Here is a 12,964-nt window from a genome sequence, read left to right on the forward strand (position 1 = left end):
GTTATAATGCCAAAGTGCATAAAGAATTTAACGAGAAGAGGTGAGGCAAGTGCCTTCATTTAAACAATTTCAATTTCAACCTTTTATCAACGAAGCACTCGCAGAAAAAGGGTTTGAAGAACCAACAGAAGTCCAAGAAAAATTAATCCCAATCATTAAGAAAGGGAAAAGTGTCATTGGACAATCGCAAACAGGAAGTGGAAAGACGCATACTTTTTTACTTCCATTAATGGATAAAGTTAAGCCAACTATCGACGAAGTACAAATTGTGATTACTGCGCCTAGTCGTGAATTAGCCAATCAAATTTATCAAGAAGCGCAGCAACTGGCTCGTTTCAGTCAACCAGAAATTCGAGTGTCAAATTTTGTTGGCGGAACAGATAAACAACGTCAATTAAATAAATTAAAGCATCAACAACCTCATGTGGTGATTGGTACACCAGGGCGGATTTTAGATATGATGAATGAACAAGCCTTGAAAGTGCATACGGCTTTTGCCTTTGTTGTCGATGAAGCAGACATGACATTAGATATGGGCTTTTTAGCAGAAGTCGATCAAATTGCTGGTCGTTTGCCAGAAAAATTACAAATGCTCGTTTTTTCTGCAACCATTCCAGAAAAATTACGACCATTTTTAAAAAAATATTTAGAAAATCCAGTGATTGAACATATCAAACCAAAAGCAGTTATTTCAGAAATAATTGACAATTGGTTGATTTCCACCAAAGGAAAAAACAGCAATCAAATAATTTATCAATTATTGACTATCGGACATCCTTATTTAGCGATTGTTTTTGCAAATACTAAACAAAGAGTTGATGAAATCACCGATTACTTAAAAGATCAGGGCCTAAAAGTTGCCAAAATTCATGGAGACATTACACCACGCGAAAGAAAACGTGTGATGCGTCAAGTTCAAAATCTTGACTACCAATATGTGGTAGCTACTGATTTAGCCGCACGTGGGATTGATATTGAAGGGGTTTCACATGTCATCAATGCAGAAGTTCCACATGAATTGGACTTCTTTATCCATCGGGTTGGCCGCACAGGACGTAATGGATTGAATGGGACTGCCATAACATTATATTCACCAGCAGATGATGAAGCGATTACTCAGATTGAGCAGTTAGGTGTTTCTTTCAAACCAAAAGAAATTAAAAATGGTGAGATTGTAGAGACGTATGATCGTAATCGTCGAACAAAACGAGAAAAATCTCGAGAAGAATTAGACCCAACGTTAATTGGTTTAGTGAAAAAGAAAAAGAAAAAAATTAAACCAGGATACAAGAAAAAAATTAATTGGGCAATTGAAGACAGCAATAAGAAAAAACGTAAAATTGAACGTCGTCAAAAAGATCGTTCTGCTAGAAAAGCAAAAAAGAATTCTTCTAACTAAAAACGTTGTGGATTATAGAAAGTAAGGGACTAGAATCGTAAAGATTTTAGTCCCTTACTTTTTATATGATAAATATTTAAGTCACTTTTAAAATAACTCTTTTTTAAAAGTAGTTATCGTTAAAAGTAGAGAAAATTACCGATTAATTGTAAAGATTTTTGTCGAAAACATCAAAATGTTAGTATTAAAGATCAACATTTTGATGTTTTCTCGAGAAAAAATAATAAAATTACAGAATTTTTGGCGTGTTTTAGCAAAAAGTAGGAAGTTTCGGCACTTTTTTTGTTAAAAAATCAGCTTTATTAGTTGATATTAAAGGAAATTCATTTTTTTTTACGGAGGATAAAAAAATTTTACACACAAAAAAAATCATTTTCTAATATAATATAAATAACCACCAAAATAAAGAATAAAGGAGCGAAGAGAGATGAAGATAAAAAGGTGTTTATTAACCAATCGATGGAGAAAACACGCGATTTGGTAACGTATTTTGATTGGTGCGTTTAGTTATTGGTAGCAGAAAGAGTTCTAGGAGGAAAGAAGAAATGAGAAGGATTTTGGTATTAACAAAGAACATTTTAGTTGAGCAAACATTTCAGCAGCAATTACAACATTTAAATTATGAAGTCTTTTGTACGAACTGCTGTGAAGAAACTATAGAACATGAGTTAACTTTTTTTTATTATTTTGATGCAATTGTATTAAGCGAAACACTTTCTCAGAACGATTGCTTGAGATTATTAGGAAGTCTTTCATCGTTAGAGAAGCCGATTTATCGACGTTCACAATCGATGTGTAATAAACGTGAAGCAGAGATTTGGCAGGAAAGAGGTATTATCCGGTGGTTAGGCCTCAAAGATTCATTGGAAGATATTCGTGAAAAAATTGACACTGTCGATCAAAGTTTTGCCGAAGTAACAGCCGAGCTACTTGATGACCAAGTAAAAAAGATTCGCTTTACAAAAAACGAGCAACGCTTTTTAAAAATCTTGTATCAGCATGCCCACGAAGGGTTGGATCGTGATCAAATTTGTCGCTTGCTTTGGCAGAAAGAACCAGATGCTTCTACAAAATCGCAGCTGTCTTTCGTATGTAAACGAGTGAAACAAAAATTTAGTGATGCAGGTATGAACGAAGAGACTATTACAACCTCTTGGGGAAAAGGGTATCAAATAAATGAACAAATTTTGCCTTATTTAGAGCAAACGTTATTTGAAACAGCTCAGTAAGGAAAGATTCCTACGAAAACAATTGACTTTTTAGCAGATCTTTCTTATACTTTTGACTATAAGCTAAAGGATATGAGGAATCTTATTTTGATCACAGAAAGCCGTTCATTGCTGAGAGAAGGGCATCAGATAAATTTACTTGCTCCCTTTAGATGGACTTGATAGAAATATCAACGCGACTCTGCGTTATAGAGCTTAAGAGGTAATGATCCAACATCATTGCAATCAAGGTGGTACCGCGAGCAATCGTCCTTGACTGCAATGGTGTTTTTTGTGTTCACAATCTGCCACTTAAGAAGGTACAAAACATAAATAGTTAATTATTAATAGAAAGTAGGAAAATCAATGAAAGAATTAACAAGTAGTCAAGTTCGCCAAATGTATTTAGACTTCTTTAAGTCTAAAGGACATTCAGTAGAACCAAGCGCTTCTTTAGTACCAGTAAACGATCCAACATTATTATGGATTAACTCTGGTGTTGCAACCTTGAAAAAATATTTTGATGGCTCTGTTGTGCCAGAAAATCCAAGAATTACGAATGCTCAAAAATCTATTCGTACAAATGATATTGAGAATGTTGGGAAAACGGCTCGTCATCATACAATGTTTGAAATGTTAGGGAACTTCTCAATTGGAGATTATTTTAAAAATGAAGCGATTCACTGGGCTTGGGAATTTTTAACTGGTGCTGAATGGCTTGCTTTTGACCCAGAAAAATTATATGTGACTGTTTATCCGAAAGATACAGAAGCAAAACGCATTTGGCGTGATGAAGTTGGTTTATCTGAAGATCATATTATTGATGTAGAAGATAACTTCTGGGATATCGGTGCTGGTCCAAGTGGTCCAGATACGGAAATCTTTTATGATCGCGGCGAAGAATTTTTAGATATTCCAGAAGATGATCCAGAAAATTATCCTGGTGGCGAAAATGAACGCTATTTAGAAATTTGGAACTTAGTGTTCTCTGAATTTAATCATACACCAGAAGATACGTACGAACCATTACCACATAAAAACATTGATACGGGCATGGGCTTGGAACGTGTTGTATCTATCATTCAAGATGCACCAACAAATTTTGAAACTGATTTATTTATGCCAATCATTCATGCGGTAGAAGCTTTAGGAACCAACGTGAAATATGGAGATGCACCACAAACGGATGTTTCCTTTAAAGTGATTGCTGACCATATTCGTGCTTTATCCTTTGCAATTGGTGATGGTGCGCTTCCTTCAAATGAAGGTCGTGGCTATGTGTTACGTCGTTTATTACGTCGTGCGGTAATGCACGGGAAAAAATTAGGCATTAATGAAGCCTTTTTATACAAATTAGTGCCTGTTGTTGGCGAAATCATGGTAAGCTACTATCCAGAAGTATTACAACAAAAAGACTTCATCGAAAAAGTGGTTCGGACAGAGGAAGAACGTTTCCATGAAACCATCAATGAAGGTTTAAGCATGTTAAATGAGGTTATTAAAGAAGTTAAAGATGCAAAAGGCGATACATTAGATGGAAAAATTATCTTCAAACTTTATGATACTTTTGGCTTCCCCGTAGAATTAACGGAAGAAGTTGCGGAAGATGAAGGCTTGAAAGTCGATCATGCTGGGTTTGAAACAGAAATGGAAGCACAGCGTGAACGCGCTCGTTCTGCCCGCAGTAAAGAAACTTCAATGGGTGTTCAATCTGCTTTATTAACAGATATTAAAGTAGAAAGTAAATTTGTTGGCTATACAGAATTAACACATGATAGTGAATTATTTGTTATTATTCAAGGTGACGCACTAGTAAATGAAGCATCTGCAGGAACAGCCGAATTAATTTTTGCTGAAACACCATTTTATGCTGAAATGGGTGGACAAATTGCTGACCGCGGCTATGTAAAAAATACCGCAGGGGAAGTCGTTGCCAACGTGGTGGATGTGAAAAAAGCACCAAATGGTCAATTTTTACACAAAGTAGAAGTTTTGGCGCCATTAGCTGAAGGCCAAATTTATCAATTGCAAGTGGACGAACGGATGCGGACACGTATTTTGAAAAACCATACGGCAACCCATTTATTGCATCGTGCTTTAAAAGATGTGTTAGGGGAGCATGCCAACCAAGCAGGCTCACTAGTTGCACCAGGACATCTACGTTTTGACTTTACTCATTTTGGGCAAGTTACATCAGAAGAACTAGCGCGGATGGAAGCCATCGTTAACGAAAAAATCTGGGAAGCTATTCCTGTTGTCACAATTGAAACAGATATTGATACAGCGAAAAACATGGGCGCAATGGCGTTATTTGGCGAAAAATATGGCAAAGAAGTCCGTGTAGTTAATATTGGGGATTACTCTATCGAATTATGTGGTGGAACACACGTTGCTAATACAGAAGATATCGGGATTTTCAAAATTGTTTCTGAATCTGGAATTGGTGCAGGAGTACGCCGTATTGAAGCAGTGACGAGTAAAGAAGCGTATCAACTTTTACAAGAAGAAGAACGTCAATTGAAAGAGATTGCTACATTAGTTAAATCACCTCAATTAAAAGAAGTGGTTACGAAAACAGAGCAATTGCAACAACAATTACGTGATCTACAAAAAGAAAACGAACAATTGGCAGGCAAATTAGCGAACCAACAAGCTGGTGACATTTTTAAAGATGTCAAAGACGTCAACGGTGTTCGTTATATTGCCGCTCAAGTCAATGTTAAAGACATGAATCAATTACGCCAATTGGCCGACCAATGGAAACAAAAAGAATTGTCTGATGTACTAGTTCTAGCAACTGCACAAGATGAAAAAGTAAGCTTGTTAGCGGCTATGACAAAAGACATGAACGGAAAAGGCTTAAAAGCCGGTGACTTAATCAAAGCAATTGCGCCAAAAGTTGGCGGTGGCGGCGGTGGTCGTCCTGATATGGCTCAAGCTGGTGGGAAAAATCCAGCAGGGATTGCGGATGCCTTAGCAGAAGTTGAAAACTGGTTGGCAAATGCCTAATTAAAAATGTTTTCCCTATTATTAATATAAGGAGAATGCTCTTTATAGCAATGATGACAGCCCTCTTCAAAGTTATGAAATTGATTTTGGAGGGGGTTCTTTTTTATAAGTGATTACGGAGAGGAAACAGTAGATTGCACGAATGTGTAAGTTTTCATCTTCAATTGACAATGGTATAATAAGCAACGGAGGAATCAAAAATATGAATGAAAATCAATTATCAAAACGTCTCGCAACGGTTGGTGATTTAATCCCTAGAGGAAGTCGCTTAGCAGACATTGGTTCAGACCATGCTTATTTACCAGTTGCTTTAATGTTAGAAAATAAACTGTCTTTTGCTGTGGCTGGGGAAGTGGTAGAAGGCCCTTATCAATCTGCCAAAACCCAAGTCAGTAAATCCAATTTGACGGATAAGATTATCGTACGTTTAGCGAACGGGCTAGATGTAATTGAACCTGAAGATCAAATAGACGTCATTAGTATTTGTGGAATGGGCGGCACATTAATCCGAGATATTTTAGAAGCAGGACGCAAAAAAAATCGTTTAACAGGGAAGGAACGCCTTGTTTTACAACCGAATATTGGTGAACCAACTTTACGCCGCTGGTTAATGGTAAACGACTACAGTATTATTGATGAAACAATCGTGGAAGAAAACCGTAAGTTGTATGAAATTATCGTAGCCGAAAAAACAGAGCAATCCGTTTCTTATACGGACCAAGAATTACTATTTGGGCCAGTTTTAATTAAAAAACAAGGACCGGTTTTTACCAAAAAATGGCAACGAGAATTAAAACAGCGCAAAACTGTTCTTGCACAACTAGCAAAAGCAAGTGGAGAACATATTGAAAAACAGGCGAAACTACAGCAAGACCAACAATTAATTGAGGAGGTGCTGGCCAATGGCTGTGAACGGTAAGACATTGATTCGACGCTTCAATGACTATTGTCCCGAGTGGTTAGCTGAAACGGGAGATCCTGTGGGCTTGCACATTGGTACGTTAGATAAACCAATTGAAAATGTGATGGTTACCTTAGATGTTCGTCCTGAGGTCGTTGCAGAAGCAATTGAGAAGCAGGTTGATTTAATTATTGCGAAACACCCACCTATTTTCCGCCCAGTTAAGCGATTAACCACAGATAATTTTCAAGAAAAAATGTACGCTGATTTATTAAAACACGATATTGCTGTTTATGCAGCGCATACTAACATGGATATTATTGACAATGGGCTAAATGATTGGTTTTGTGAATTATTGGGAATTAAACAGACCACCTTTTTAACTAAAACACATACTGTTCCTTATAAAAAATTAGCCGTTTTTGTGCCAATTGATGAAGCTCCGCAAATGAGAGAAGCTTTAGGTCTAGCTGGCGCCGGGTCTCAAGGTGATTATTCTAAAACAAGTTACTCTTTAATTGGAACAGGACGTTTTACACCAACACAAGGAGCAAATCCCACGATTGGCGAAATTGGTCAAGAAAGTGTCGTCCAAGAAGCAAAAATCGAAGTGATTTTCCCTGAAACTAAACAAGAACAAGTTCTTGCAGCTATGTTACAAGCGCATCCTTATGAAGAACCGGCGTATGATGTTTATACCATTGAAAATCAATCAAAAGAATTTGGTTTAGGTCGGGTTGGAGTATTAGACAAGCCTGTGAGACTCTCTGATTTTGTACAGCAAGTCAAGGAAGCTTTCCAATTGGACGGCTTGCGGGTCATTGCAAAAGATGACACTAAAATGATTCAACGGGTAGCCATTTGTGGTGGAAGTGGTGAAAAATTCTATCATGATGCATTACGTAAACAAGCCGATGTCTATATTACTGGTGATGTGTATTATCATACGGCACATGACATGATTGCTGAAGATTTACCAGTTATCGATCCTGGTCATTACATTGAAGCGCTTTGTAAGCCAAAACTTGTGGAATTAATGAATCAATGGAAACAAGAAAATGAGTGGGCTGTATCTATTTTTGAATCAGAAGCGAATACCAACCCATTTCGTTTTAAATAAAAAAATGAAGATTAAAGGAGTGTTCTTTTATGTATGAAAATCTATTACCTCGTTTTTTACGCTATGTGAAAACAGAAACACGCTCAGATGCAACTAGCACAACGACACCATCAACACAAACACAAGTAGCCTTTGCACAAACCTTAAAAAAAGAATTAGAAGAATTAGGGATGAGCGATGTTATTTATAACGAAACAAATGGTTTTGTAATTGCTACGTTACCTAGTAACGTGGAGAAAGACGTTCGTTCAATCGGCTTTATTGCCCATATGGATACCGCTGATTTTAATGCAGTGAATGTTTCTCCGCAAATTGTTGAGAACTATGACGGAGAATCAACGATTCCTTTAGATAAAGAAGGCAAATTCACTTTAAATACGAAAGACTTTCCTAACTTAAAAAATTATCGTGGTGAAACACTTATTACAACCGATGGTACCACTTTATTAGGAGCTGATGATAAATCAGGTATTGCGGAAATAATGACAGCCATGGAATATTTAATTAATCACCCAGAAATTAAACATGGCACCATTCGTGTGGCTTTCGGTCCCGACGAAGAAATTGGTGTAGGTGCCGACAAATTTGATGTCGCTCAATTTAACGTGGATTTTGCTTATACAATGGATGGCGGACCAGTAGGTGAATTACAATTTGAAACGTTTAATGCGGCGCAAGCAGAAATTACAATTCAAGGGAAAAACGTTCATCCAGGAACAGCAAAAAATACAATGATTAATGCGTTACAATTAGGAATTGATTTCCATAATGCCTTACCTGCTGACGAAGTTCCAGAAAAAACAGCAGGTGAAGAAGGCTTTTATCATTTAGCAGCGTTTGCTGGAACGCCAGAAGAAGCTACAATGACGTATATTATTCGCGATCACAATCGCGAGATTTTTGAAGCACGTAAAGCTAAAATTAAAGAAATTCAGCAAACATTGAATGCACCATTTGATGAAGAACGAATCAAAGTTGATTTATTTGATCAATACTATAATATGCGAGAAGTGATTGAAAAAGATATGTCCATTGTCGAAATTGCTAAACAAGCAATGGAAGAATTGTCAATTCAACCAATTATTGAACCTGTTCGCGGTGGAACGGATGGCTCAAAAATTTCTTATTTAGGGATTCCAACACCAAATATCTTTGCTGGTGGCGAAAATATGCATGGCCGTTTTGAATTTGTTTCATTACAAGCCATGGAAAAAGCGACCAATGTGATTATTAAAATTGCTGAATTAAATGCAAAATAAATGAGGCACTCAATAGGAAAGTAAGAAAACGGGCAACCGAGAACTTACTTTCCTGTTGTAGTTTCATGAGTCATTGAAAAATTTTTTGCAATTAGAATCAGAACAAGGTATCCTAGTACAGTAACTAGTTAGGAGGCCAGAAAGAATGCTTCAGTGGATAGTAATCATTTATTTCCTCGTCATTAATTTAGTATTGTTTAGTATGATGGGTTATGATAAAAAACAAGCAAAACGTGGGAACTGGCGTATTCCAGAACGCCGCTTATTGACGATAGGACTTGTCGGTGGCGGTCTAGGTGGGCTAATGGGACAAAAGAAATTTCATCATAAAACCCAAAAACCAGTTTTTGCATTGTGTTATTCAATTGGCGTAATCGCGATGATTAGTTGCATCTATCTAACGTTTAAGTAAGAACAAAAAAGGAGAAGCGATGAAAGGAAAAGTAAAAATTGGCTTAAATATGTTGTTAATGATTATCGTTTTAGGCGTAATCTTTTATGTCATGGATAATTCATTAAGTGATATTTTTGCTCAACTGATGGAAACGAGTTGGCTGGTGCTGATTGCTGTTATTTTTTTTGGAGTAGTTTATCAATTTGCAGAAGGGCGCTCAATCAAGGAAATAGCTCGTTATTTTAACAAAGACTTTACAACAGTGGATGGTTTTTTTACTTCTTGTTATGTAGCATTTTATCGGATTATTTCATTTGGCACGGGAACCTTGCTTTCAGAAATTTATTTTTATAAGAAAAAGGGAATTCCTGTTTCTAAAAGTGTAGGGATAACGGCATTACATATGATTATGTACAAAGCAGCCGTGATTTTTTTAGCAATTATTGGTTTGATTATTCAATTTTCCCTGTTTTATGAAAATGCGCCTAAGATGATTCCATTCATTTTAGCAGGTGTTATTTTAACATTAGTAATAATTGCAGCATTGCTTATTTTATCTAGTAGCTTAAAGTTGCAAGTTTTATTGGTTAAGTTTGCCAATCGTTGGTTTAAACGACCAAAACTAAGAGATTGGGTGGATAATTGTAATTTACAAATCTATTCCTTGCGGGCAGCTGTCCAAACAATTACACAAGATCGCTCAGCGTTGCTTCGAATCTTTTCATGGAATGTATTTAAATTATTATTTTGGTACATTATTCCTTACATTGTTTTAGTAGAAAATCACCCGAATATTGATTTATTATTAGTGATGTCCTTTACCAGTTTTGCTGTTATTCTTTCAGGAGTTATTCCAACACCTGCTGGCATTGGTCCATTTGAATTTGTTTACTTATTGTTGTTTAAACCATTGGTCGGCAATGTTGATGCTGTAGCATCTGTTTTACTGTATCGATTTGGTAGCTTTGTGTTACCCTTTTTGATTGGATTGGTTTATGTCGCCATTGAGAAACGAAAATCATTACGCATTGAGATTGAAGAAATAAAACGTCAAACAGATGAATAAGGTAGAACGAGAAAAAGAGTCGCTCTTTTTCTCGTTCTTTTTTTTTAAAAGGAATTGACTTGTACGAGGGATGTCTTATAATAGACTTAATACATGACTAAAAAATATTTTTTTTAACTAATAAAAATTATGGTAAAGGGGTGGCGAAAATTATTGCTGATTGTACAGCAGTGCTGTTATGCGGCGGGAAAAGTTCACGGATGGGATTTGATAAAGCATTATTGAAAATTCAAGGGCAATACGTGATCTTGCAAACAGCTGAAAAGTTAATGGAACTGTTCGAAGAGGTTATTTTAGTAACGAATGATAGTCAAAAATTTCCTAAGGCGTTTAGAAAATGCACAATCATTCAAGATATGTATCTTGGAAAGGGGCCATTAGGTGGGATTGTGACAGCAATGAACTATACTCAGAAAGCTGAAGTGTTTGTAATTGCCTGTGATATACCAACTTTTTCTCCTAAACTTGTGTATCAGTTAGCTTCTAAGCGTGGACAAAATCAAGTAACAATCTTTGACTTTGAAGGTCGTCAAGAACCATTATTTGGCTTTTATCGATGTTCTTGTTTACCAACATTTCAAAAACAGCTTGCGCAAAATAACTATCAGATTCGGCAAGAATTTGAGCATCTATCTGTAAAAACGGTGCAACTATCAAAAGAGAATCAACTTAAAAATGTCAATCGAAAAGAAGAATTGTCTCAGTGGTATCGATAAAAAGGAGGAATCGTAATGGATTTTTTCAGTAGTGAAGAAATAGTTGCAAGCTTAGGTGATAAGGCAGAAATAAAAGGGAAATTATCGTTTGTTCGACTCTGTATTTTAGGTATCATGGCTGGTTTTTGTATTGCACTAGGTTACTTGGCGTTTATTCGTATCACTGGAACCGCCCCCACAGAATGGGGAAGTTTTAACAACTTTCTGGGTGGAGCTTTATTTCCAGTTGGATTGATAGCGCTTACTTTTGTTGGTGGTGAGTTAGCAACAGGCAATATGATGGTAATGACATTAGGCGTATTACAGAAAAAGGTTCGAGTGGGCACTCTTTGTTATAACTGGCTAGTTGTTTTATTGACCAATTGTCTAGGCGGATTTCTTGTGGCGTATTTATTTGGCCATATTGTTGGGTTAACTGAAGGTGCGTTTCTGGATAAAACAGTCGCAGTTGCTCAGGCGAAAATTGCTGATCCACCGCTAGTTGCTTTTGTTTCAGGGATTGGCTGTAATATTTTTGTTTGTTTAGCGGTTTATCTCGGAGCGTTGGCAAAATCATATTTAGGTAAAATGTTTGGCTTGTGGTTTCCTGTCATGGTTTTCGTTGTTTGTGGGTTTCAACACGTGGTCGCCAATGCATTTATTATTCCAGCGGCAATTTTTTCACAAAGCACCACAATCAGTTGGTGGGATTATTTGCAAAATACACTATGGGTATTTTTAGGCAATGCGGTAGGGGGCAGTCTTTTTATGGCCGTACCATTGATCTTTATGACAAAACCAGCAACTGTCAAACCAAGAGTTGAGAAAACGATTCAGACGGAGGAGCTCTATGGCAATTGAGGTACCAAACATGATTCAAATTGGATCTACTGGTCGGAATAGTGGCAAAACGACATTAGCCGAAGCCCTTATTAAACAGTACCAAGAAGTCTATCCAATTTATGGCTTGAAGATTATTACGATTAGTGGTCAACGAGGGGTGTGTCAACGAGGCACAAAAGGATGCGGAATTTGTACCAGTATTACAGCTGGTTATGAATTAGTAGAAGAGAAAGAGACGATTGGCAATAAAGATACCATGAAATTATTAGCTGCAGGTTGTCAAAAAGTTTTTCTATTGAAAGTTTTTCAAGAAAATTTGGCGGAAGCCATTCAGCAATTTCTGAAAGCTGTGCCGGCCCAAGCATTAATCATTTGTGAATCAAATTCATTACGTAATGTTGTGCAGCCAGGACTATTTCTTATGATGAATAACCAGAATCGCCAAAAAGAATCAGCAAAAAAAGTTATAGATAAAGCCGATTTTTGTTTACTATCTGCTGAAATACCAAAAGAATTGCGTATCTATTATCAAGGAGAACAACTTCAAGTTTCACTAAAAAGGGGGAATAAAAAGGAATGTGTGCATTAAGCTTAATTGAAAAAGAAGCGATTATTCTAGAAAACGATGCTGATCCACAACGAATTTTAAATATTTTAATTGAATTACAATTTGCTTCAGAAGAAGGGTATATCGATCAGGAGACAGCTCAATTAGTTGCAGAGCATCTACATTTAACGGAAGCGCGAGTCTATGAAATCGTCAGTTTTTATGCCATTTTAAAGACGGAACCGCAAGCGAAGTATGTCTTGAAGATTTGTAACAGCACACCGTGTCATTATACTGGTGGGGCGATGGTTGCCGAAGTTTTAGAAACTATTTTAGAAGTGCCAGAGAATCAGCCGACCCCAGATGGCTTATTTATGTATCACAGTATTCCTTGTATCGGGGCTTGTGATTTGGGTCCAGTAATTAAAATTAAGGACACCGTTTTTAGTCAACTAACAGAAGAGAAAATTTATCAATTAATTCAACATTTACAAAATGATTGCTATGAAGGATTGTAGGAGGT

Annotated in this window: 12 protein-coding genes; all 12 read left to right on the forward strand. The window is 36.6% G+C overall.

Features of this window, described 5'->3' with window-relative positions; genetic code table 11:
• The first annotated feature begins 40 nt into the window (after window positions 1–40).
• The 12 genes from IGJ20_RS06305 (at window position 41) to IGJ20_RS06360 (ending at window position 12,959) form a co-directional block, all read left to right on the forward strand.
• Window positions 41–1,399 carry a DEAD/DEAH box helicase gene (locus IGJ20_RS06305; RefSeq protein ID WP_379897293.1) on the forward strand — a complete coding sequence of 453 codons (1,359 nt, stop codon included), beginning with the start codon at window positions 41–43 and terminating at the stop codon, window positions 1,397–1,399.
• A 545-nt stretch (window positions 1,400–1,944) separates the two neighbouring features.
• A complete protein-coding gene (locus IGJ20_RS06310) occupies window positions 1,945–2,628 on the forward strand; it encodes a helix-turn-helix domain-containing protein (RefSeq protein ID WP_202522511.1) in 684 nt (227 codons plus the stop codon).
• Between the two features lie 345 nt (window positions 2,629–2,973).
• Window positions 2,974–5,616 carry an alanine--tRNA ligase gene (alaS, locus tag IGJ20_RS06315; RefSeq protein ID WP_002366615.1) on the forward strand — a complete coding sequence of 881 codons (2,643 nt, stop codon included), beginning with the start codon at window positions 2,974–2,976 and terminating at the stop codon, window positions 5,614–5,616.
• Between the two features lie 202 nt (window positions 5,617–5,818).
• Window positions 5,819–6,535 carry a tRNA (adenine(22)-N(1))-methyltransferase gene (locus IGJ20_RS06320; protein ID WP_278008108.1) on the forward strand — a complete coding sequence of 239 codons (717 nt, stop codon included), beginning with the start codon at window positions 5,819–5,821 and terminating at the stop codon, window positions 6,533–6,535.
• A complete protein-coding gene (locus IGJ20_RS06325; RefSeq protein WP_002374954.1) occupies window positions 6,519–7,637 on the forward strand; it encodes a Nif3-like dinuclear metal center hexameric protein in 1,119 nt (372 codons plus the stop codon). The genes IGJ20_RS06320 and IGJ20_RS06325 overlap by 17 nt, the downstream gene beginning before the upstream one ends.
• Window positions 7,638–7,666: 29 nt before the next feature.
• Complete coding sequence (gene pepT, locus IGJ20_RS06330) at window positions 7,667–8,896, forward strand: peptidase T (RefSeq protein ID WP_002360428.1); 1,230 nt, start codon at window positions 7,667–7,669, stop codon at window positions 8,894–8,896.
• 145 nt (window positions 8,897–9,041) lie between these two features.
• Complete coding sequence (locus IGJ20_RS06335; protein ID WP_002360427.1) at window positions 9,042–9,308, forward strand: DUF1294 domain-containing protein; 267 nt, start codon at window positions 9,042–9,044, stop codon at window positions 9,306–9,308.
• A 19-nt stretch (window positions 9,309–9,327) separates the two neighbouring features.
• Window positions 9,328–10,356 carry a lysylphosphatidylglycerol synthase transmembrane domain-containing protein gene (locus IGJ20_RS06340; protein ID WP_002360426.1) on the forward strand — a complete coding sequence of 343 codons (1,029 nt, stop codon included), beginning with the start codon at window positions 9,328–9,330 and terminating at the stop codon, window positions 10,354–10,356.
• Window positions 10,357–10,496: 140 nt separating this feature from the next.
• A complete protein-coding gene (mobA, locus tag IGJ20_RS06345) occupies window positions 10,497–11,072 on the forward strand; it encodes a molybdenum cofactor guanylyltransferase (protein ID WP_002361748.1) in 576 nt (191 codons plus the stop codon).
• A 15-nt stretch (window positions 11,073–11,087) separates the two neighbouring features.
• Complete coding sequence (locus IGJ20_RS06350) at window positions 11,088–11,912, forward strand: formate/nitrite transporter family protein (RefSeq protein ID WP_104859320.1); 825 nt, start codon at window positions 11,088–11,090, stop codon at window positions 11,910–11,912.
• On the forward strand, window positions 11,902–12,483 hold the full coding sequence (locus tag IGJ20_RS06355) for a hypothetical protein (protein ID WP_202522513.1): 582 nt from the start codon (window positions 11,902–11,904) through the stop codon (window positions 12,481–12,483). Before IGJ20_RS06350 ends, IGJ20_RS06355 begins: the two co-directional genes overlap by 11 nt.
• Window positions 12,471–12,959 (forward strand): NAD(P)H-dependent oxidoreductase subunit E, encoded by a 489-nt coding sequence (locus IGJ20_RS06360; protein ID WP_002357722.1) that lies wholly within the window; start codon window positions 12,471–12,473, stop codon window positions 12,957–12,959. The genes IGJ20_RS06355 and IGJ20_RS06360 overlap by 13 nt, the downstream gene beginning before the upstream one ends.
• Window positions 12,960–12,964 lie beyond the last annotated feature (5 nt).

Origin of the sequence: Enterococcus sp. DIV0294, from assembly GCF_050558155.1 — a bacterium.
GTDB lineage: Bacteria > Bacillota > Bacilli > Lactobacillales > Enterococcaceae > Enterococcus > Enterococcus faecalis.